Origin of the sequence: Hymenobacter negativus (genome assembly GCF_017571495.1) — a bacterium.
GTDB classification, from domain to species: Bacteria; Bacteroidota; Bacteroidia; order Cytophagales; family Hymenobacteraceae; genus Hymenobacter; species Hymenobacter negativus.
The window spans coordinates 306,187-327,792 of the sequence record NZ_JAGETZ010000004.1 but is presented as its reverse complement, the minus strand read 5'-3'; the positions used below and the strand labels follow the sequence as shown (position 1 = coordinate 327,792).

Sequence of the window (21,606 nt, the reverse complement as noted above, 5' to 3'; positions counted from 1 at the left end):
CAACGTCTATTCCCCGTTTTATGCTTTTCCGAAACCGCCGCCTGGCGCGGGCCACCGCCTGCTTTCTCCTCCTTGAAAGCATTAGCAGTATTGCACTTCCTACTGTCAGCTGGGCATTCATGGGGCCTACCCAGGCCGAGTTCACCGGCTACGAAGCCCCAGGCTCGACCGACATGGTAAACCTGACTACTGGCGATTTGTCCTATAGCATACCCATCTTAGATATTCCTGGTCCAGAACGGGGATTTTCTTTGCCGCTCAACTACAAAGCTGGCATTCAACTGGAACAAGAAGCCTCTTGGGTCGGTCTAGGCTGGAACCTGAATCCAGGGGCCATTGCGCGTAGCGTGAACGGCTATGCCGACGACGCCGACCGCGACGCTTACGTGTCAACTTATCGAAAAGACCTTTCTCGTGGGTGGACGGGGGGCGTGCCCGGAGTACTGGACTTGGGCTGGAATTCCAATTCTGGCCATTCCGGCTCAGTTAATTTGCTTGAGATTGCTGGCTATGGCTGGGATAAGAATGGAGGGGATGCCGAGGTCATCGGCGTTAAAATGGGAGATAAGGGGATTAGCGTCGACCCTATTAACATGGTGCAAGCCATTAGCTCAATTGCATCCTTAGGTACGACATCACTGGTTGATGTCGGACTTAAAGTTGTTTCTACTGCGGCCATGGGAGCATTTGGAGTGGGCCGCATGGGCGAAGTCAACGGCTTTATGAACCAGCCCACCATCGAAACCGAACACCACTGGTTCTACGACAACTATTGGGTTAAATTCAACAACAACTCCACAGAACTTGCTTACGGGTCGTTGCATTTCGACGACATGAGCAAGAGTGTGCCGAATAGCAACTCACCGTATAGTCTGGGTGGGTACAACGCCGCCGATTACGCTGGCATTGACCCGAATAAGGCATCCGCGAGCTGGAATGACAACCAGTTGACACCGTACAACATCGGCCCAACCATTAAGATGCCCATTGCTACCAATTCGGCGCATAGCTTCAAGGCCAAGCCGTTTGCAGCCGTACGTACTTGTGACTCCGACGGCAACACCACTTGGGAAACCGCCGCCGACGTTTCACAGGACATTCGAAAAGGCGAAGATGCTGGCTACTACGATGCCAGCACTCGTCCGCTGAGTGTCGCACACGATAATTTCAATGTCATGGGTGAATCTGTTTCGGGCAGTATTCGCCCCTACCGATTAGACGTTGGCAGCATTGCCTATCCTAAGCTGGGGCGTAATGAGTGCACTAAGCACTTCAAGTACATGGTCGTGCCTTTCATGGATGATTACAAAGTGCCGTTCCGCTACGAAAACAGTCTATCCAATGGCTACGACTATCACGAGTACGTTCCGGCCAGTGGCTCGACTAACCAGCCGGAAGGCATCAACTTTGCTGCTGGTGACAAGAATGCAGGTACGCGCGGCACGCTGTCCATTGCCGACCCCCGGCTGCAGACCGATGGCTTGTATAATACGTCCCGCACCGGCCCTGCTCGCAAAGGGCTATCCACCAGGTCCTCCTCGTCGCCGAATCGTCAGTTAGTACAAGGCAAGCATATTGATTGGTATACGAACGCGGAAATCAAGGCCATGTACGCCTCATCGGTGAATGGTAACGGGAATGGTTTCTTAGAATTTGCGCAGCCAACCGCATCTACGGGAAACAGCCCATCCAACAATCCTTTCCGCGAAAACCTGCCCGCCAAAGGCATTGGGGCTTTTGCCGTCACGGCGGAAGACGGGACGACTTATCATTACTCACTGCCCGTTTACAACCACAAAACGTTTAGCAAATCGACGGAAACCCTATACAACACGACCTCCCGCATGGAAGAACTCTTGGGAGCTCCCGCAGGAGAAGCCACACAGAGTTCTAATCAGGAAACAGCAACTAGCTGGCTATTGACCGCCATTACCTCTTCGGACTACATCGACCGAAACAACTCTGGAACAGTAGACAGAGAAGACTGGGGCGGCTGGGTAAAGTTTGAATATGGCAAGCTAAGTTCCCAGTTCACATGGCGGCAGCCGTACATGTATAGCTCGTATTCAGACGATGTACCCGTTGTAAATGGCTCACCCAATAGCAACTACATCACAAGCCGAAACTTTAGCACTGGATTTCGAGATTCGTATTATTTGAATTCCATTAGCACCCGGTCGCATACCGCGCTGTTTGTAAAAAGCGTTCGATTAGATGGCCGAGGCAGCTTTGACCCTGGTACAACGGCAGCTTCCTCCCCTGCGGTAGCTGCGTCGCGGTCCTTACTAAGTATTGATGGGCGTGCTCCAGCTGCTTCATTACGGCTCGACGAGGTCATTTTACTGGATAATCAAACCCTGGACAAACTCCAGACCTCTGATGGTATCCGCACAGCCTCTACTACTGGCTCCGTTATCCCAGCCTTGACGAATGACACGGGGAGTAATGCGGCCACTTACACGCAAGCAGATGTTAACCTTAATAACCAACGCCGGTGGTTTTGCAGCAATGCGAGTGCCTGTGCTAATGCGTTTAGCTATGTTTCTCCCGATGGCTCTTATAGTCCACATGATGATATGGGCAAAGTGCTGGACAGGCATGACTTGGATTTTGACGTACGTATCCGAGAATTTGTGAATGAGCACGCCTTAAAACGGGTGGTATTCAATTACGGCTATGACTTATGCCGCGGAACGCTGAATTCCTTCTACTATTTTTCCAGTGATTTAGCAAATCCGCAACCGGATGTACGTGGACTTACAAATCCTATACACACTCGGGGTGGAAAGCTGACGTTACGCAGTGTATCATTCTTCGGCCCCTCAGTAGGGGAAACCTCTACCAAAATCATCCCAGACTTTGTCTTTCAATACGGCGGTGACACCTATATACCTGATAACCCCACTCAAACGCAGCGAGACCAAGGGTACATGGCCGCATACTTTGGTAATCCTGAATATGGTACTGAAAAATGGGACGGGTTTGGGATGTACAACGAGAGCGGCAAGTATTCGCTGACCAGTCATCAGGCAAGTTATTACAACAATAAGAATGGAGCCGCCTGGTCCCTGACCAAAATCACTAACCCACTAGGGGGAAGCACCCAAATTAGCTACGAGCGAGATGAATATGCCCACGTCGCGGAATTTGGTACTGCTAGATTAAAGTTGACCAATACTAATTCCTCCAATATACTTGAGGTAAGTCCAGTGCTTAACTCAACAGCCAATGGTCTAGGTCACTTTGACTTGTCAAAATTACCTGAGGTATTGAAACAGCACGATTTAATTCCAATTACTGGTAAAGCCGGATTTACGCCTTGTGCTATTAACCCATTGCATTGGAACCCTGATGACTTTCCTCCTGGACCGGGTCATAAAGACGCAATTGTATTCAGAGACCAAGTATACAATGCCACTTTGCAAGAAGTTGATGCTGTATACTACGACGCCGGCAAATGGTATATACGATTAGTTAACACTCCTGCTCCCCAAACGCCAAACCCGAACCTCTTCCCCCCCAGCAAGATGATTTGTGCTTCGCCCATTGTTGGCACAGGAACGAGTGTAGAGACCGTTGTTCCCTGTAACGTTATTGGAGGTGATATCCGCGTGGCTTCGATTGTAACTTCTGATGAAAACGGCACGCCCTATAAGATTCGCTACAAGTACCAAAAAGCGGATGCCCCTGCTGTTAGCAACAGTTCGGGGGTGCTAGCCAAAGAACCTGCCTTTATGAGTCGGTTTGAACATGCGCATTACGCTGCCTTCGACTTTCCTGCTACGCCAGTGATATACAGTGAAGTGACTGTGTTGCGTGGCACGTTTAAAAATGACGACAACGACTATGACCAACGAGAGCTGTATGCCTTTCATACGCCAGTATCGACCATGGTCAGCCAGAACACGCCAACCTGGCGTGGTACAGGGAACTTTTACAACCCCGATAATCCTATTAACTCTAACATTGGTAACATAGAATATTGGGGTAACAACGCTGTTGTAGATGTCGGCAAAATAGGCCAGCCGCGCTGGGTAAAGAAATATAACCGGCGCGGTGATGAAGAGTTGAGTACGACATTTGATTATACCTCATCTGTCCCCAATGCCGATAATATCGCGGGCCAGGGACAGTTTACGGAAGGGGTAATCAATAATGAGCTGTTGGACCTATCGATATACCGCATCAACCGTTCTACAAAACGCTATTTGCCATCGGTGATGCATGCTTCTCAAAGCACCCGCAATGGTCTGAGCATTACTAATACCAATTCCTTATACGATTTCTATACGGGCCAGGTATTGGAGTCGCGGTTCCTGAACTCACGTGGCGAAACCTACCGAAGCCTGAGTGTTCCGGCCTATACCAAGGCGGCCAACACCTCAATGGGGGCTAAAGGGGAAAATCCTCTTTGGCATAATATGCTCACCCAAATGGCGGCTTCCTATGTGTATAAAGAACAAGGTGGCGCTTCCCAGGTAGTTTCGGCCGGCATTCAGACGTGGAAAAACGATTGGGGTACTTACCGTGACTTCATAGGGGGCCTCTATCAAAACGAGACGTCAACCGCTACTCCTGTCTGGCGGGAAAACTCGAGCTACACTTGGCAATCTCAGCAACTCAATCCCAATGGCACATATGCCAATTTCGTGGATTTCGATTGGTCGGGCAACCCCAATAGTCATTGGATAAAAACCGATGAGACGGTTCGGTATGACCACTATTCACACGCACTCGAAACAAAGGACCTCAACAACTCCTATACTGCCCAGAAGCTAGGTTACAAACAGGGGCAGGTAATTGCTGCGGCTAGCAATGCGCGTTATACGGAAATGGCCTACTCTGGCGCAGAAGACCTGTTGACCATCAATGGAACAGCGCACTTTGGCGGGGAGATTATTGCTGGGGGTACCCAAGATGTGACCAAAGCACATACCGGGTCGGCTTCTTTACGGCTCGATAATAACCAACAAGGCTTCCTCTACCAAGCTACTGGTGGTACCGACCTCAGCATCGGCAAACCGTACCGGGTAAGTGCTTGGGTGTATAATAATGCGGCAGCAGGCAATGCGTCGTTATACATAGCAATCAATGGCAGTATTACCCAGCAAGCATTTGTCAGTGCTGCTACCACCAAGAAATCTGGCAACTGGTATCGGTTATCATTAGTTACGACCCTTCCTGGTTCTGCAAACGGCCAGCGGGTCACCTTCGGCTGTACAAATGCGGCCTCAACTGCTGCCTACTTTGACGATTTCCGGGTATGTCCGTTGACGTCCTCCATGACCAGTCGGGTTTACGATGCACGAACGAATCGTTTAACACATGTGCTCGACAACGAAAACCTCTTTACGCGTTACGAGTACGACAAAGCCGGAAAACTCCGGCAAGTTTATAAGGAAACGTTGGACCGCCCGAATGATGCGTCTGCGTCACAAAAGCTGCTAAAGGAATACGAGTACAATTATGCTCGGACTACCGCGCCCAACTGGGTAACGATGAGCTATAGATGTGAAACCAATAGTATTGGCGAAATGACTGGCTACGAGCTACGAACTGAAGCAGATATAAATCCATTAAGCGCGACTTATAAAGCAGAAAACATGATAAAATCAGTTAATGCAAGGGTGGGAAGGTGCCATGTCTGCGGTTCCGACCCGGCTGTTTTAGAGCGTTTCGTTGTCCAACCCGATGGGGGAGTTATCTCGGCTGGCGGAGTTGTAGGCACCTGTTACGTAGGAGTGTGGATAGATTCACGCTTGGATGGATGCTGTACTAACAACCTGCAAGCGTGGTCCAAAGAATATCGGTTTGGGCCTATTACGGATTGGGTATCACAACCCCCACTCCCCTGTAGTAACCCTTGTAATGGCTCTGGTCCGGGTGGAGTTGTTTTGCCGGGAGGCCCTGCCTTGCCCCGCCCTTTACATCCATAACCTTTGATTGTAACGCGCATGTTTGGCCGTCTTCTTCTGCTAGCACTACTAGCAACAAATTTTATTGGATTTGCCCAATCCTCTCCTACATGGATTCAAGCAGCGCAAATAGGTGGAACAGGCAATGAGCGAGCTACCAGTATTACCACCGATACTTTTGGTAATACCGTGGCAGTAGGCTTCTTTGAAGGAACCATTCAACTTGGCTCTATTTCCTTGTCATGTCCGGCTGGTAGCTATCGGAACCTTTATGTAGTTAAATACTCTCCGCAGGGGGCAGTGCTCTGGGCACAACGGGCTGGCGACGGAGGGGCAGCGATTAGCTTTGCGACGAGTAGTACGAGCGTAACGACTGACTATTTAGGAAATGTATATGTAGCGGGCAGTTATCTGGGTACGGTTACGTTCGGCTCTACTACTCTTGTTGGCTTTGCTGCCGGTGCAACAGCTTTTCTGGTCAAATTTTCTCCTACCGGCATCCCACTATGGGCGCGTTCGGCACGGTCTCCATCAGGTAGCACATCTTCTGAAGTTACCACAGATATACAGGGCAATGTATTTCTGGCTGGAAGCTACGGCGGCACAGCAACGTTCGGGACCGTTTCCTTAACCAGTCAGGGCAACCTGGACAACTTTATTGCAAAGTATGATGCTCTAGGTGCTATTCAATGGGTGCAGAGCATTGGCGGGACTGATACAGATTTGTCATATGGTGCCAAATGTGATGCGCAAGGCAATATATATACCTGCGGTTCATTCGGTTCAACTGTTGCTCTTGGTGCCACCGCTTTGGTTAGCAGTGGACAAAGTGACGGATTTTTGGTCAAATACAGTCCACAAGGTGTTTTGCTCTGGGCACGCAGTTTCGGTGGAACAGGTAGCGATACTGGGTTGAGTATTGCAACTGACGTGCTTAACAATGTTTACGTGGGAGGAATATTCAGCAACGTTGCAATATTTGGCCCTACTGCCGCTTTGATTGGTATGGGGGGAAACGATGGTTTTTTGATGCAATACAACGACGCAGGCACAGTGCAATGGGTTAGTCAAATTGGGGGGGCAGGAAATGATGAACTAACCGATATCACCTCACCAAGCGCTGGCATTGTATATGCAACCGGCAGCTTTACCGGCAGCGCAGCTATCGGGCCACACAATCTTGTCAGTGCTGGAGGTGCTGACATGTGGATAGCTCGGTTTAATGGGCTAGGGACACCTATCTGGGCATCCCGGGGGGGAGGGAATCAGGATGAATACACAACGGGAATCGCATCTGCAGGTAACGGAATGCTGTTTTTGACACTGTCATTTGCAGGCACAACACAGTTTGGCATATCAACCGCTACTAGTAGAGGATTATTTGATGCTCTGGTATTACAGGCACAAGACACCACTCCTCTTGGTAATAAATTAGCTGTTATGCCTTCTTGGCAAGTGTATCCCAACCCGTTCTCGAATGAGCTAACGTTGGATGTGTCTCATTTTACTGCTCCAGTCTTTATTAGGTTGATTGATGCAAATGGACGACAAGTTCTACAAGATAATTTTGTTCCCTCAATTGGCCTAAAAACATATACCTTTCCATTACAGGAAAGTATCGTGCCAGGTGTTTACTATCTGCAAGTCAAATCGGGTGATAATTCAATCGCAACCCGTCGACTAATAAAATTGCTATAATTAACCCAAGTTGTGAAGTTGAGATAATTGGGTTTAGCCAGCCTTTCAGCTATCTATACAGAACTACTGAAAGAAGCGGTTGTAGTACTCCTCAACAGTTGGACAGATTAGGTGGGTTACTTTGGGTGTACCATCGGCATTGTAGGCAACCACGACGACTTTGGGCCAGACCTGAGTCGGGTGCAGTCCTTGGACCGGGCCCATTTCCTGACCCAAGGCACCGCGACGACCCATGGGCTGCGCGTGGCAGGCCAGAGCGGTATCATTGGACGAACCGATAAGAATTTTCGCCTGACCGAAGACGCCTATTTAAAAGGGGTGGCATCCCTGTTGCGCCAGGCGCCACACGTCTTGCTCACGCATTTATCCCCGCGCATCAATGCTGAAGGGTTGCAAGGCGAAGCGCAACTGACGGCGGTGTTGGCCAAGGGGCCGCGGACACTCGTACTCTGCGGCCACTCTCACTGGCCCACGGTCGAGCCGCAGGTGCTCGCAAACGGCACCCAGGTGCTCAACGCCGATGGCAAGGTCTTTATCCTGACGCGGGCTTAGCCGTCATTGACGTTTCCCCGCCGCCTTAGCCAGCAGGCGGCAGCACGAGCACCCCGAAGCTATGCTTCGGCCGAATGAACGGCGAGGCAGCGCTTCGGGGGCTCGGCAGCAACTTTTTGTTGATTCTATCCCAGAAGAAAAGCCGAGGGGTAAAGGCCGTCGCTCTTGCAGCAGGTCCTCAAAAAAGCAGGACCACCTTTCCCTGAGTTTGGCGGAATTCCACAGCGCGTTGTGCGGCCCGGACCTCGGCAATTGGGTAGGTCTGGACAGGGAGTTGCAGATTGCCGGCCCGGAAGTAGCCCAGCAGTTCCTCAATGTAACCGCCAATCCGAGCCATTTCGCCAAAGAGCGTGTAGCCCCGCAGCCCCTGCATTTGCCCAATAAGCTGCTGGGCCGCCAGCGTAGTCGGTTCGCCACTGGCTGCGCCGTATACCACGCCGGTACCGCCCGCGCCGAGGGCTTGCAGGGCCTCAGTTCCCACCCGGCCGCCCACAGCATCAAACGAGGCCGCCACGCCCAGGCCGGCCGTGGCCGCATGCACCTGTTGCACCCAGTCGGCCTCAGCATAGCTCACCACGGAATCGGCCCCGCTGGTCTGTGCCGCGGCTTTCTTGGCTTCACTGCCCACAGCCGCAATTACTTGGATGCCCCGGTTTTTGGCCACCTGCACCAGCAGAGAGCCAACGCCACCCGCCGCTGCCAGCACCAGTACCGATGCATACGGGCCGGTGTTGAGCAAGCCCACAGCCGTGGGGCCCTGCGAGAGCAGGGCAGTGGCCTGGGCGTCGCCGAGTTCCGCGGGCAGGGAAATGGCCTGCGCGACGGGTGCTACGGCATATTCGGCGTAGCCCCCGCTGGGCAGCATGGCCATCACCCGCTGGTCCACCAGGGTCGGCGGTACCCCGTTGCCCACCGCTGCAATGGTCCCGGCCACCTCGTAGCCCGACACGTAGGGCAACGCAACGGGCCGTGGTCCGCTCCCTTTTCGCTGCCAGATGTCGGCGTAGTTGACCCCCGCTGCGGCCACTCTAATTAATACCTCCCCGGTTCCTGGCCGGGGAATTGGTAAGTCAACCAATTGTAATACGTCGGCCTCGCCGTGTTCGGAAAACTGGACTGCTAGCATGCGTGTCATTAAGTAAATAGCTTTGTTTTGACGCCGAAGAGTGTTCTTACCAGGGGATTTCGCCCGTTACCGGCGTATACTCTTCACTGATAAACCGGCCCGTCGGGCCATCGTCGCCCACCAGCACGTACTTCGCAATGCGGGTTCCAGCTTCTTCCACAGTGCCGGTGCCACGGTGATTATTGAGGTCGGTGGCGGTAAAGCCCGGGTCCACGGCATTCACTCGGAAAGGTGTGTCGCGCAGCTCGTAGGCCAGCACGATGGTGTACATATGCAGCGCCGCCTTGGAGGCCGGATACACTGCGCCCTTGTGGTGATAATATTTCCAGGCAGGGTCGCTGTGCAGGGTCAGCGACGCGCCGCTGGAGCCTACATTGACGATGCGGGGTTGGGGTGCCTGGTGCAGCAAGTCCAGAAAGGCCTGCGTGACGCGCACCACGCCAAATACATTGGTGTTGAACACTGCCTCGAATGCGGCGACGCTGGCTCCGGTGGCCGTTTGCGGCATTCCGCCCGTGATGGCAGCATTGTTGACAAGCGCGTCGAGTACCGTCGTTTTGCGGCCAATTTCGGCGCGGGCGGCCCGTACCGATTCAGTATCAGTTACGTCCAGCGCGATGGCTTCTACTGTGGGCAAGCCTTCGGCCTGGAGCTGTGCGGCGGCCCGTTGGCCATTGGCGAGGTCGCGGCTGCCCAGGTACACGTGGTAGCCCTGCCGGGCGAGCTGGCGGGCGGTTTCAAACCCGATGCCTTTATTGGCACCAGTTATCAGAACGGTTTTCATGATTGGGGTGGTTGATTTACCCCACAAAGGTCCCCGGGCTGAAAAGGCCGCCAGTTGCCATTTGGCAAAAAGCGTTTTAGCGGAGCTGCTTGCGTATGCGGCTCAGCGAGGACTGCGTGATACCCAGAAACGAGGCCAGGTAAGACAGCGGAATGCGGTTGGCCAGCCGGGGATAGTTTTCCAGAAACTCCACGTAGCGGGTTGTGGCATCCTGGGCCATCATCGGGCTGATGCGCGCCAGCTTTTCCCGCAGGTGCTGGGCCGTTATCCGATTCATGATGTCGTTCCAGCCCACGATGGTGTGAGCCAGCTCTTCCCATTCACGCTTGGCAAATACGAGGAGCCGGCAATCAGTCACGGCCTGCAAATATTCGGACGATGCCAACCCGTATTCCAGCGCGCGCAGGTCGGTGGCCAGGCGGTGCTCGTCGATAAAGTTGCGGGTGATTTCGTCGCCTTTGTTGTCGTAGTAGCAGATGCGGATAACTCCTTCCAACACGAAGCCCACCTGACGCGGCACCTGCCCCGCCTCCAGCAAGTAAGCATCCTTGCGCAGCGACAAGGAGGTGGCTTTACTGGCAATAAAGTCCAGCTGCTGTTGATTCAGCAAGCTAAACTGCAAGAGATACGCAAGAAATTCATCCATGGCGGCAAGTTACACGGGCCTGGTGAGGCAGTAATTGCCATTTGACAAAAAAGGAGGCAGCGCTTTAGGAATACTCGTGCAGCCTCCTGTTGGCTAACGCAACCAGCTTTTAGGCCAAGGCATTTTGCCTGCCACACTTTACCGCAGCCTTGACCTGGAATATGAGTGCTGCTGAAAAGCGGAAACCAGGTACTGGCCGACGCGATAGCCACACTGGTCTGGCCAGAAGCGCCAACGGCCGAGAATAGGGGATGTGCGATGTAAGCCCCTCCTAAATTGCATGCCGTTATAAGCAAATGAGGTGCAACAATGCACCCTGTGCATAAAAAATGGTTATAGCTTCCGACTTAGTTGTAGTGGACTGTGCCCCCGTTCGGGGCATGAATGGGGAGTTTTTTCTATGGCAGCAGCAGGTGCGTAAGGCACTGCAGGGGCTGCGATACGTGGGCCGGGGCTATCTGGCTAAGCCCACGAGCCCACCGCCTACCTTTCAGGAAGCCATGCTGGTGCTCTACAACGATAGCCGGTTCAGCAAGTTTATCGCCTCCCGGGCATGGCAACAAGCCGGACTGGATAACCGAGCCGAACGAGAACTCCTGAAACTGCAACAGCAGCTGGACGCCTTCGACGAGCCCGACGTGGACGGCGAACTCGATGCCAACCCGGCTTGGCAAATCATTCTGTTGCAAGTGAAAGTAGTAACGGCGCTCCTATTTTAAGCACGGTCGCTGGCCATCTGCCTATTTTAAGTGTGATATCATTGCCATCCTGACGGCCCGCGTTGTGGCTGGCGGTAGCAGGCTTGGTGCTGTGCAGCAGGGCCGTCGTGCTGTTTTTAACGGTTTTGGTAAAGAGGAGGCGTGGCCTGGCTAAGGCGGGCGCCGGGTAGGAGAACTCATATGTTCCGTTGTGCTGGTTTGCTATGCCTGGGAGGAGGAACACAGACCGGAAAATTTAATCGACATAAAGCTGGGGCTCATCGGGAAAATGGCTTGTTCAGTCGGATAAAGGGTATGCTGCAAATCTCTCAGAGGCTTGTTTGCGTTGCTATGGTCCTCACACCGGAACCAAAGCACCTCAATGACACCCGTTAGCACACCCTGTCTTTCTACCAGTAACTTCCCTGTTGCCGCCGCTTATAAGCACTATGACGGCCCGCGCCCCCGGTTAGACCAGGCGGCGGATTTCAATTCGTGGAAACAGCAGGTGTGCCAATCCTTGCATGCCTTAAGAGAAATAGGCCGCAAGGACCTGACGGCGCTTGGATGCCCGGTGCCTACTTTCCAGCAAGTTATGCGCCATCTGTACGGTGCAAACCAGTTCAGCGCTTTCGTTTCGTCCCGCGCCTGGCTGCACGCCGGCGTTGATGGGCGGGCAGAGCAGGAAATCCAAATTCTACAGCGGCAATTGGATGCCTTCGACGAGCCGGATGCCGACGAAGCATTAGCCACCGACCACGACTGGCAACTGATTCTGGCCCAGGCCGGAGTAATAATGAGCCTGCTTTATTGCCCATCCCATAGCCTTAATTAACCCCAAGCTGTAGTAGCCGCTACGCTAAAAACAAGTAAGCCAGCCCGGCTGCAAGACGCGGGCTGGCTTACTTATGGGCTAGCTTAGGTGAAGCTATTTACGGCCCGGCGAGAGCAGGGAGCCTACGGACGCTCTACGCTCAGGTGAATGCGCTGGAGGCCACCCGTGCCCTGCACCTCGACGATATATAGGCCCGGCTTGAGGTCGTTCAGGCGCAGGGTGCGGGTGTTGGCTTGCTGGTCAAACTCCTTCACCACGTTGCCCATCAGGTTGCGAACCCGGACATGTGCTGATGTGCTCGATTTGGCCAGCGCGATGGTTACCTCGTCGGCGGCGGGGTTGGGATAAAGCATGGCCGGCTCCCGCGCTGGGGCAGTGGCTGCGGGCTTGGCCGTACTGGCTACCGGCCGGGCAGTTTCGTACGTGCAGCCGGCTTCCGGCTTATGAATTTCCAGTTCCATTACCATCTTTCCCGAGTCGCCGCAGGCATTGGTGGCCACAATGGTCACTTTCACTACTTGGTAGCCCAACAGGTTGAAGGGGAAATAAACCGGGCCGGTGTAGCCTACAGGCACGTACTGCGTGTCGGTCAGCACGGTAGCGCCGCCATCGGCCTCCACTATAGCCGTGTAATAATCGGCTCCACCGGACTGGGGCAGCATGATGCCGTAGTAGCAGGAATTGGGGCCGCGCTGGTAGGTTTCGGCCGGCACGGGCGGGGCGGGTGGACCCGAGTTCACCTGCAAGGGCTGGCAGGTGGTGACCGTGGAAGTGCCATTGATGAAGTTGGCCCGCACGCAGATGTCGTTGGTATAGTCGCCGGCCGCCAGGGTTATGGTTGCCGAGGGTGTGCTTGTGGTGTAGGGCGTAGACTGGCCGGTGGCGGCAAACACTACGCTCGAAGTAGCCGAACCAAGACTGAACGTGTAGCTGGACGCGTTGCAAATGGGGTTGACGGTGACCGTAGTCCGGCTGTTGCCGCAGAACGAGGCCGGCATGGTGCTGGTGAAAGTAGGGGTGCCCGTAAAGCCCACGTTGGAGAGCAGGCCCGCGCGGGCACCGCCAAACTGCAGCAACGATTCCATCCGGCTTACCTGCCCGCGCGAGAACATATTCTGGCAGGAAGTGTAGTCCATGTAGTTGGTGTACATGTCATAAGTGGTCTGGCCGGTGCAGTTCGACGTCTGCCCCGTCGGGCAGCCCGAGTTCAGGCCCATGTACTGCACGTTGCCGCTCGTGTTAATGAACGAGTAGCCCTGCTGCTGCGGCGTATCGGCCACCAGGTCGTCGAGGCAGGGCTGGTACGAATCGCCCCAGATGTGGTGTAGGTTGAAATAGTGGCCTACCTCGTGCGTGGCCGTACGCCCCTGGCCCGACGTAGCGCGGCCGAAGTAGCGGTAGTCTACTACCACGCCGTCCTCGGCCGGCGGCACCGTGCCGGGGAAGTTGGAGAAGCCGGCCACGCCGCTAAGCCCGCTCCCGGCGGCCGAGTTACTCAGCTCGCACACCCAGATGTTCAGGTAGTGGCTGGTATCCCAGGCATCGTCGCCGCCCGTCGAGGTGTATTTCATTGACTGTGAAATGTAAAGCTGGCTGGCTTCGAAGTAAGGCTGGCTGGTATACACGTAGCGAATGCCTTCCATGCAGTTGCCCCGCGGGTCGGCATGCACCAGGGCAAAGCGAATGCGGGAGCTGCCGGCCAGCGGCACGTGCACAGCCGGGGTCTGATTGGCATCGGCGTTGGTACGGGCAAAATCCTCGTTCAAAACATCGATTTGTGACTGCACCTGCTGGCCGCTAATGGCCTGCGTCCAGTTATTGTACAGCACGTGCACCACCACCGGGATGTTGTAGATGCGGTTTGGGTCGATGCGGGCGGCCTGGCCTTGCGCCTGCACCTCAATGGGGTGGGCCTTGAGGTATTGCTGAGTTTGCTGCTCAATCTGGTCGAGCATGGCCCGCCGCTCGGGCGACAGCAGGGCCGGGCTGGGTGTGGCGCACGGTGCCATGAAGGCGGGCGGGGCAGATTGGGCGGTAGCAGCTCCGGCGCTGGCCAGAAGGAAAGCGCTGCCAATAAGTAGTTTTTTGAACATGTTGCGTAGCGAAGAATTGGGTGAAAAACTTGGGTAACCGTTCACTGAGTCGGGGCCACTGGCGGTATTTCGGCTAGCCCGGCATGGAGTAGAAAGGAAAAAAGATGGCAGCAATGGAAAGGCCGGGCACCCGCAAGGCAGGTACCCGCTACCGGGCAACAAGCTGCGAAAAGGCACAGCAAGCCCCCGCCGCCCCGAAAAGGGCGGAAAACAAAAACGGGCCATCAAGGGCCCGCTTAGTTATCAGAAATCAGTGTAGGAAAGGGAGGCCGCAGCCATAACCCAGGGCAAAACAGCCGGGGCAGGATGTCAGCAGGCTGGCCATTGGGCCAGGCAGGCGCCGCGAAGGCATGGACAGGGAACCGGGTAAAGATTGCACCATAGCTAGGAAGAGTGAAGGATTGGTAAGCAATGTATTACCAATTCTAGAAAACTCCAAGCCACCCCCAAATTTTACTGCTGACTGCTCGGGTAGGCAATGCGTAACCCCTACGCCAGCACCCGCGCCGGCCCCAGAGCCTCGCCAAGGGGCACCTGCCGAAGCAACGAGCGGCGGCAGCAGTCCGCTTGCAGCAGCTGCGCGGCCAGACGCTCAGTGAGCGCCAGCGCGCAAGTGGCCGAAACCTGGTAGCGGTGCTGCACCGCGTGCTGCAGCTGGTCCCAGATGCTACCGAGGCGGGCCTCCGCCAGGGTGAGCTGGTGGGGCAGCAGCTCCGCCGAGCTCAGGGCCAGCAGCAGGCGCGTCAGGTAGTACACCTGCGTGGGCAGGGGCCGGGTGAGACGCTGGCGGCAGCAGGAAATGGGTGGGCACATGGCATAAGGGGTTTGGAAAAAACCAGAGAATAAAACACCCTGTGCAGCAGGATACTGGCCCTTATGACAGAATTATACCAAGCTGTGTCCCACGGCTGGGCTTAGCGAAAATTTATTTTTCGTTCCATAAAAAGTCGGGTTTTTAGGAGTCGCATTTCCGCCAACTGAAGCGCTGCCTCAGCAGTAGCGTGCGAGCGTATAGTGCTTTATTATATAATATATTAATTATATTTAAACAATCGAGCGCAGCTTCGTCAACAGCGCTTTTTCCTTTCTTCCAATCAATTAGGTCTGCTCTATGAAAATGATATTGCTTGCGGTGCTCAGCAGCTGGGGAACTGCCCAACTCGCGCAGGGCCAACAATTGGCGATGCTAGCTAGTCCTCAGGTGTCTGCTGTGGTGCCCGCCGCTACGCCGCCAACCGACGAGTTTCACCAGCTGCTGGCGCGGTCTAGTGGTGTCTGGACGGGGCAGGCCACCATGACATTTTCGCCCACGGCGCCACCCCTCGCCAGCACCTCCTCGCTCACCAACAGCATGGTAATGGGCGGCCAGTTTCAGCTCTCGGAAATAACCTACAACATCAACGGCCAGGAAATGCACGGCGTGCGCGTGACCGGCTACGATGCCCGCAAAAAGATATTTACCCGCGCCATGATTCAGGACGGTGGCAACGGCGTGGCGATGGAAGGCCCCTACGACCCAGCTACCAAATCCACTACCATGCGCTACCAGCAGCTTAACAACACCACCGGGCAGTACAGCAACATGAAGGAGGTGTACACCTTCATCGATGAGAATACCGAACTGCTGGAAATCTACCGCGTAGATGCGAAAACCAACAAGGAGCTCAAAATCCTGAACGTAAAGTGGACCCGCAGCCGCCAATAACGTGGCCCGGTGCGCGGCAATGCCGTTTTTGATGGTGGTGAGCGTAGCTGCCTGGGAATTGGTCGGCTCATCTTCAACCTCACCCGACTTCGATGGAATGCAGCTGGCTAGGGCTTATGCCCAGTTACAAAGCCATTGCTACTTGGTCCAGACTGAACTACGCACAGGTCTGGGCCAAAAGGTTGGTAGGAGGTAGGGCGTGATGGGGCATGGCAAAGCGGTACGAGTTGAGTTGGTGTTTTGAAAACACTCGTACAAATTGTCGCAGGCAGTCGCTAAGCCATCTTGCCAGGGCCAGCCAGTGTGCTCAGCACGTACAGCAGGCGCATCACCACGGGCAGCACCCGCTCGGCCTGCGCCTGGGTAGCCGGCCAGTCCAGCCCAACTGCCGGCTGGCGGCGCAGTTCCTCGCTGGCTGCAAAGGCCTCTTCCGTGAGCGTATCGGGCAGGTGGGCGTGGGCCTGGTATTTCTTCAATACATCGTACGCGCCGCGCTGGGCAATCTGCGCAATGGACCAGTCTTTCTCCAGCGTCCCATCGGCTCTCTTAATGTGCGCCAGACAAGCGGCCATGAGCATTCTCTCTTCCATGGTAAAGCCTACGGCTTTGTCGTTTCAACTGTTGGTTGTTGTGTGATACAGGCCCGTTGCTGGGTATGGGTGGAAACGAAGAAAGCCCCAGCCACTGGTGGGGCTGGGGCTTTTGGATGGGTTGCAGGTAAAGCATAATTGGCGTCTCACTGTCATGGATACCGCGCAGGTGCCTTCACCTTGCATGGCCACGCGCCGCCGTGTCTCCATCATCAGCTAGTGAGTGTCTGTACCCAATGAGTTATCAACATCCGCGTCGGTATCAATATCAGGACCAGCGTGTAAAAGAACGAAGGCAATACACGCCAGGGCCAGCAGTGCAATAAGTACTCGCTTCAGCAAACGCATGCGTCGGGTCAGCTAGCTGGCCTGTTTCTTGGCTTTTTTGTCGGGTTTTGGCAGAAAAGTACTGGCGCACTTTTCAATGGTGTTTTGCGCGTAGCTCAACACCTGCGACCCTCCCATTTGCATCTCGTAGATGCCCATGGCTTTGTTGAGGTCTTTAAGGCCAGACTTGACGGCATTGCGTAGCTTCTGCGGATTCTGCTGCATCTCGGGGCGGGCGGCCGCCGCAGCTACGTCGTGGTTAAAGTCGTTGAGGGCGCTCACCATCTTTGTGCTGGCCCCCAGTTTTTCTACCCGGGCAGCCTCCTGCAGAAACTGCGTGGCCACCTGCTGGTCGAAGGTGCCTTTGGCCCGCATGGCGTCCAAGGCAGCCGTCGAGGGCATGCGCTCGGGTTTCGGGGCCATGGCCGGGTCGAAGCCCAGCAGGGCGGTGGTGAGCGAAGTGAGCGAGGCGCGGTAGGCCGTGACCTTGGCCAGCAGCTGCGCGGGGTCCTGCTTGGTCCACCAGTCGTTGTCCGACAGTTCCTTACTGATGTTGACCCAGTCCTGCATCTCTTTTTCCGGGAGCGAGCGGGCTTCCTCGGCGGCCATTACCTGGCCAGGCAGAAACACGTCCCGGTAGTTTTTCACGGTCAGCTGCGCCAGCGCCTGTTCGTCGGCCTTCTGGCGGGCGGCCGCCTGGATGGCGTTGGGAGCCGGATGCGCCAGCCGCAGGCTGTCTTGGCGACGGGTGAGGCGGGCGAGTTCGGCAGTGGCTTTCAGCTCAGCATCGTGTTGCTTGGCTACCCGCTCTTCCCGCTTCGCTTTCCATTGCGCCTGTTGCGCGGCGGAGTAAGAAGAGGAACTCATGCGTGCCATCGACCGCTCCATCGTCTGGCGCTGAAAGTTGTTGGCCATCTGGGCCTGCCGCTGGGCTACCTGGTAATTGGCGTTGCCAAAGCTGGAGCCATTCATTTGGGCCGCGGCTGATAGCGGAAGGGCCAGAAGTAGAAGTAGGGGTAATCTCATAAGTTAGAAAAGGGTTGGGGTTGGATTTAGTATGTTTCGTGAGCTGCTCACACCCGGCAAGTTATGCAGTGGCGCGGCAGTTGCCTAGCGCCCTCACCGGGAGCTGTTCGTTTCTTTTGGGGCTCAGGTAACTGCGGGCTGGAGGCTGTGGACGAGCCGCTGGGCGGGCAGGATTTCCGCTGGCTGTGACAGGCAGAAGCCCCAGCCGCTGGCGGGGCTGGAGCTTCTGGAAGCTACCCCCGCTGAATGAATGTCTCATCAGCAGCGCGTCGCGGATGCGCCAGCATGAGCTTCTTCGGGAAGTATTTTGAAGGTCTTTACCTTTCAGAAAACTACCGTTTTGTTGAACCCAAGTAGCTTTGGGGTATAAGGGCTAAGGTGCTCCTTAGTCATTTCAAGAGGGGCAAAAGATGCGCAAAAGTTCGTTCTATAAACGGGTGACCAAGTACAACCCGCTGTTCCGCAACGGACAAGGTCATTACTTGCCCGACGAGTGGACTGCCATCAGCGATGTGGGCAACGAGTTTGCGGGCCAGCGCCTGCTCCTGGATGAATACTTAGCCGTCGAAGCACGGTACGTACAAGCCGTGCAGCTCTTTTTCGCGGGTTCGGGACACGTCGGGCTAGAGTCCGCGGAAATCCGCTGGCTAGGGGACGCGGATGGCTCACTCCAGGAGGTGTTCCAACGGGTCGAAAGCGGCGTACGTGCCTTTCCCGCGTCAGATTTGGGGGCCTTGGTGGCCCTGGCCCTGCGCGAGTGCCTGTGGTTTCGCCTCGTGGACGACACCGGGACCAGAGCTGTCGAGTTTGGGTACGACTACTACATGTACCTGGGCTTCGAAGCCCCGGACCCGGAGTGCTTCCAACGCATCGAACAGTTGCCGCTGTTTGTTGAGTAAGCCTGCTCCTAAGCGGAGCGTTTCAACGCCCCTTTTGCTATCTGGACCCTTTCGCAGCAGGGTCATGCCGTAAACGCGCTCTGGCGGGTGACAGGAGGGGACCCCATGGCAAAGTAGGAAAGATGACGTGCGTTAGTTGTTGGGGAAACGACAATCGCCCGCCTGAAGCGGCGGGCGGCCAGCAGGGGGATTTCTTGCTGTTGAATCCATATATTGCGGTGTATTTTATGGATGCCTATGCCGCTCTATTTTTTACTCTTTCTGGCCATGCTGGCCGCCTCGCTGCTTCTTTTTTTGGGGGCCGTGGCAACCGCGGCCGTAACCCGGCGTCCGCTGCCAATCTGGCTTCCCCAGGGGGCTGCGAGCCCGCTGCAAGCGGCCGGGGTGGCAGCGCTCTGGTTCTCGGTCGGCGCGTGCTGGCTGCTGTACTTCAACGTGTACCGCATTCACGTCGACATGAGTCTGCTCGGCAATGCCGCGTTGCAGGCGTTCAGCCGCGGCTATACGCGGCGGTTGCCGATTGTCGTGCTGCCGTACGGGGCCCTGTGCCTGCTGTGGACGCTGGCCCTGTGGGCTGCCCCGGCCCGTGTCCCGCGCCGGGCGGTGTGGGGAATCGCGACGCTGCTAGTCGTATCGGTCGCCAGCACGCCGTGGGCAGCCGGCGCGCAGGACGCGATGCAGGACCACGGCTACAGCGAGGAACTCTACCGCCAATTGCAGGCCGCGCACCTGGTCCGGACCCTCGCCATCACGGCGGCGGCGGTATGGGCCCTCGTGGCCGTATGGCGCGTGCCGAAGAGCGAGATACACGACCGAGGATGACCGGTTCGGAGCGCGTCTGGAACACCTTTCTGTGAACAGGTAGTCATGTGGTTGAAGCAAGGCTACCAGTGTATCTTACGACCTCATGCGCGCCTTCTTGTTTTTACTGACCGCACTTGGAGCATGCACCGCTTCGCGCATAGCCACCCCGGCTTCGTCCACGTGCCGCGTACTGCAAGTAGAAGGGCCAGCTACCTACGCCGCGGTTGACACCACCGCTGCTTACGCCGCGATGCGGGACTTCGCTCGGTACGGAGGCGCGCGCTATACTTTGCTCTATCTGAGCACCACCGGCGGGCACCCCGATAAGAATCGCTGCATGCGCTTAGTGCAGCGAGGTCCGGACCGATTTATCGCCTACACCTACCATCGGTTGGGAAAAGTAGATAGCAGCATGTTTGCCAGCCCGTGGCTGGCCGTGCCGGCCGGGCACTTCACCACGCTGTGCCCGAATTTCACATCTGAAGTCCACTACGAAATGCTTTGGGTCAAGCAAGACTCTACTACGGGATTTAGCTTAGTCGGCGAGTTGGTGGACCTGCAGGGACCAACGCTTCCGGACATTACCTTGGAGCCAATGACTCGGCGGATGGAGCAGGAAGAGAAGGGCATGCGCTTCCTACAACCCGTAGACAGCGCCGTGCTGCGACCTCGCTTAGACTTATTGCAGGAGGTGTGACACTTGAAGTAGTGACAATACGCTCCTTTTGGAGATGCACCTGGGGTAAAACGCCGAGGCCGCGTGGCACGTTATACCCTGAAACTTCCGTCTAACTCCTCCCCATGCCTGCTCTCCTTGGCACCCTGCGTACGGGCACCAGCGGCATCGTGGTGCCCGGACCGAAGGCCACCTTTCCGGAGGCCTACCAGGCCACGAGCCGCCTCACCTACTACGCCACCCTGTTTAACTCGGTGGAGATTAACAGCACCTTCTACCGCATCCCCCAGCCCAAAACATTTGCGGCCTGGGCCACGGAAACCGGCCCTGCGTTTGACTTTACCATTAAGCTGTGGCGCGATATCACGCACACCAAGACGCTGGCCGAGGACCTCTCCGGCATCGCCCGCTTTCTAGATGCAGCAAGGGAGTTGGGCCCCAAAAAGGGATGCCTGCTCATTCAGTTCCCGCCCAGCAACACCATTCGGCAGCTAAAGGCGGTCAGTGCCCTATTGCAGGCGCTTGCCGCGGCAGACCCCGCCCATGAGTGGCGCAAAGCGGTGGAGTTTCGCCACCCCAGCTGGTACACCGATGATGCGTTTGAGATGCTGGACCACCACGGCGCCAGCCTGGTGTTGCATGACAAAGGCCCCGCCCGAAACGCCCAACTCAACGAGGGGGCAGACTTTGTTTATATGCGCTTCCACGGCCCGCGGGGCAACTACCGAGAGTCCTACGAGCGCGACTTTCTGCATGACACAGCCGAGCAGATACACGACTACCTCCAAGAGGGGAAAGACGTGTATGCCTACTTCAACAATACCATGGGCGCCGCTTTTGAAAATGCCCAAGACCTGTACCGGCTGGTCGCGGAGCGAGCATGAGCCGTACGACGCGCGTCCGGGGGCAGGGTGGCGCTGGTTTCCAGGGCCAGGTTGTATTTAACCACGGCGCGGGCCTCTCTGGGTAAGCCCTCATTAATTTAGACGACCGTTTAAATCGACTAGCCATTAGCACCCAGGGGAGAAGGCATGACTCGCCACCACGGTCTACTGCTATAAGAATAAAACCAATTCCTGCTTTGCAGCTATTCTGCTCCAATATCTACGCTAGAGCCTTCTTCAAATTCGAGCGCCGCCTCTACATAGTGTAGATTGTTAGGTTCATATAGTGTGAATACTTGACTTATGCCATTCTCGAAGGAGTCATCTGGAAAGAAAAATATTTTAACA

The 21,606-nt window shown here is 55.7% G+C and carries 17 protein-coding genes; 10 read left to right on the top strand and 7 right to left on the bottom strand.

Translation table 11 applies throughout. The features are described from left to right. The first annotated feature begins 20 nt into the window (after nt 1–20). The 3 genes from J4E00_RS11145 (at nt 21) to J4E00_RS11135 (ending at nt 8,165) form a co-directional block, all read left to right on the top strand. Entirely contained in the window at nt 21–5,936 is a 5,916-nt protein-coding gene (locus tag J4E00_RS11145) for a hypothetical protein (RefSeq protein WP_208175229.1), read from the top strand. A gap of 3 nt (nt 5,937–5,939) precedes the next feature. After that, nucleotides 5,940–7,613, top strand: coding sequence for a T9SS type A sorting domain-containing protein (locus J4E00_RS11140; protein WP_208175228.1), 1,674 nt, complete (start codon nt 5,940–5,942; stop codon nt 7,611–7,613). A gap of 111 nt (nt 7,614–7,724) precedes the next feature. Then, the gene (locus tag J4E00_RS11135; protein ID WP_208175227.1) at nt 7,725–8,165 is read left to right on the top strand and encodes a hypothetical protein; all 441 of its coding nucleotides are present in this window, start codon (nt 7,725–7,727) and stop codon (nt 8,163–8,165) included. Between the two features lie 178 nt (nt 8,166–8,343). Here J4E00_RS11135 and J4E00_RS11130 read toward each other — a convergent pair whose 3' ends face one another. From J4E00_RS11130 to J4E00_RS11120, 3 genes are all read right to left on the bottom strand, one after another. Then, entirely contained in the window at nt 8,344–9,291 is a 948-nt protein-coding gene (locus tag J4E00_RS11130) for a zinc-binding alcohol dehydrogenase family protein (RefSeq protein ID WP_208175226.1), read from the bottom strand. Nucleotides 9,292–9,337: 46 nt separating this feature from the next. Next, the gene (locus J4E00_RS11125) at nt 9,338–10,075 is read right to left on the bottom strand and encodes an SDR family oxidoreductase (RefSeq protein ID WP_208175225.1); all 738 of its coding nucleotides are present in this window, start codon (nt 10,073–10,075) and stop codon (nt 9,338–9,340) included. Between the two features lie 76 nt (nt 10,076–10,151). Next, nucleotides 10,152–10,721: a Crp/Fnr family transcriptional regulator gene (locus J4E00_RS11120; RefSeq protein WP_208175224.1), complete on the bottom strand. Its 570-nt coding sequence runs from the start codon at nt 10,719–10,721 to the stop codon at nt 10,152–10,154. Between the two features lie 329 nt (nt 10,722–11,050). Here J4E00_RS11120 and J4E00_RS11115 point away from each other — a divergent pair, with 329 nt between their 5' ends. Further along, nucleotides 11,051–11,440 (top strand): hypothetical protein, encoded by a 390-nt coding sequence (locus J4E00_RS11115; protein ID WP_208175223.1) that lies wholly within the window; start codon nt 11,051–11,053, stop codon nt 11,438–11,440. 574 nt (nt 11,441–12,014) lie between these two features. Beyond that, on the top strand, nt 12,015–12,254 hold the full coding sequence (locus J4E00_RS11110; RefSeq protein WP_208175222.1) for a hypothetical protein: 240 nt from the start codon (nt 12,015–12,017) through the stop codon (nt 12,252–12,254). A 122-nt stretch (nt 12,255–12,376) separates the two neighbouring features. Here J4E00_RS11110 and J4E00_RS11105 read toward each other — a convergent pair whose 3' ends face one another. Together J4E00_RS11105 and J4E00_RS11100 are read right to left on the bottom strand one after the other, a co-directional pair. Beyond that, entirely contained in the window at nt 12,377–14,347 is a 1,971-nt protein-coding gene (locus J4E00_RS11105; RefSeq protein WP_208175221.1) for a M43 family zinc metalloprotease, read from the bottom strand. Between the two features lie 489 nt (nt 14,348–14,836). Next, nucleotides 14,837–15,160, bottom strand: coding sequence for a hypothetical protein (locus tag J4E00_RS11100; RefSeq protein WP_208175220.1), 324 nt, complete (start codon nt 15,158–15,160; stop codon nt 14,837–14,839). Between the two features lie 298 nt (nt 15,161–15,458). Between J4E00_RS11100 and J4E00_RS11095 the strand changes: the two genes are divergently transcribed. Continuing rightward, nucleotides 15,459–16,052 (top strand): DUF1579 family protein, encoded by a 594-nt coding sequence (locus tag J4E00_RS11095; protein ID WP_208175219.1) that lies wholly within the window; start codon nt 15,459–15,461, stop codon nt 16,050–16,052. Between the two features lie 275 nt (nt 16,053–16,327). Here J4E00_RS11095 and J4E00_RS11090 read toward each other — a convergent pair whose 3' ends face one another. Together J4E00_RS11090 and J4E00_RS11085 are read right to left on the bottom strand one after the other, a co-directional pair. Next, on the bottom strand, nt 16,328–16,642 hold the full coding sequence (locus J4E00_RS11090; RefSeq protein WP_208175218.1) for a hypothetical protein: 315 nt from the start codon (nt 16,640–16,642) through the stop codon (nt 16,328–16,330). 360 nt (nt 16,643–17,002) lie between these two features. Then, a complete protein-coding gene (locus J4E00_RS11085; RefSeq protein ID WP_208175217.1) occupies nt 17,003–17,995 on the bottom strand; it encodes a hypothetical protein in 993 nt (330 codons plus the stop codon). A gap of 410 nt (nt 17,996–18,405) precedes the next feature. Between J4E00_RS11085 and J4E00_RS11080 the strand changes: the two genes are divergently transcribed. From J4E00_RS11080 to J4E00_RS11065, 4 genes are all read left to right on the top strand, one after another. Further along, nucleotides 18,406–18,894 carry a hypothetical protein gene (locus J4E00_RS11080; protein ID WP_208175216.1) on the top strand — a complete coding sequence of 163 codons (489 nt, stop codon included), beginning with the start codon at nt 18,406–18,408 and terminating at the stop codon, nt 18,892–18,894. Between the two features lie 237 nt (nt 18,895–19,131). Further along, nucleotides 19,132–19,716 (top strand): hypothetical protein, encoded by a 585-nt coding sequence (locus J4E00_RS11075; RefSeq protein WP_208175215.1) that lies wholly within the window; start codon nt 19,132–19,134, stop codon nt 19,714–19,716. 97 nt (nt 19,717–19,813) lie between these two features. Continuing rightward, nucleotides 19,814–20,395: a hypothetical protein gene (locus J4E00_RS11070; RefSeq protein WP_208175214.1), complete on the top strand. Its 582-nt coding sequence runs from the start codon at nt 19,814–19,816 to the stop codon at nt 20,393–20,395. A 104-nt stretch (nt 20,396–20,499) separates the two neighbouring features. Beyond that, the gene (locus tag J4E00_RS11065) at nt 20,500–21,258 is read left to right on the top strand and encodes a DUF72 domain-containing protein (protein ID WP_208175213.1); all 759 of its coding nucleotides are present in this window, start codon (nt 20,500–20,502) and stop codon (nt 21,256–21,258) included. The last annotated feature ends 348 nt before the right edge of the window (nt 21,259–21,606 follow it).

Coding starts and splice junctions, on each gene's coding strand:
- J4E00_RS11145 (WP_208175229.1), top strand. CDS start 21: ATGCTTTTCCGAAACCGCCGCCTGGCGCGGGCCACCGCCTGCTTTCTC.
- J4E00_RS11130 (WP_208175226.1), bottom strand. CDS start 9,291: ATGCTAGCAGTCCAGTTTTCCGAACACGGCGAGGCCGACGTATTACAA.
- J4E00_RS11125 (WP_208175225.1), bottom strand. CDS start 10,075: ATGAAAACCGTTCTGATAACTGGTGCCAATAAAGGCATCGGGTTTGAA.
- J4E00_RS11120 (WP_208175224.1), bottom strand. CDS start 10,721: ATGGATGAATTTCTTGCGTATCTCTTGCAGTTTAGCTTGCTGAATCAA.
- J4E00_RS11115 (WP_208175223.1), top strand. CDS start 11,051: ATGGTTATAGCTTCCGACTTAGTTGTAGTGGACTGTGCCCCCGTTCGG.
- J4E00_RS11110 (WP_208175222.1), top strand. CDS start 12,015: ATGCGCCATCTGTACGGTGCAAACCAGTTCAGCGCTTTCGTTTCGTCC.
- J4E00_RS11105 (WP_208175221.1), bottom strand. CDS start 14,347: ATGTTCAAAAAACTACTTATTGGCAGCGCTTTCCTTCTGGCCAGCGCC.
- J4E00_RS11100 (WP_208175220.1), bottom strand. CDS start 15,160: ATGTGCCCACCCATTTCCTGCTGCCGCCAGCGTCTCACCCGGCCCCTG.
- J4E00_RS11095 (WP_208175219.1), top strand. CDS start 15,459: ATGAAAATGATATTGCTTGCGGTGCTCAGCAGCTGGGGAACTGCCCAA.
- J4E00_RS11090 (WP_208175218.1), bottom strand. CDS start 16,642: ATGGAAGAGAGAATGCTCATGGCCGCTTGTCTGGCGCACATTAAGAGA.
- J4E00_RS11085 (WP_208175217.1), bottom strand. CDS start 17,995: ATGAGATTACCCCTACTTCTACTTCTGGCCCTTCCGCTATCAGCCGCG.
- J4E00_RS11080 (WP_208175216.1), top strand. CDS start 18,406: ATGCGCAAAAGTTCGTTCTATAAACGGGTGACCAAGTACAACCCGCTG.
- J4E00_RS11075 (WP_208175215.1), top strand. CDS start 19,132: ATGCCGCTCTATTTTTTACTCTTTCTGGCCATGCTGGCCGCCTCGCTG.
- J4E00_RS11065 (WP_208175213.1), top strand. CDS start 20,500: ATGCCTGCTCTCCTTGGCACCCTGCGTACGGGCACCAGCGGCATCGTG.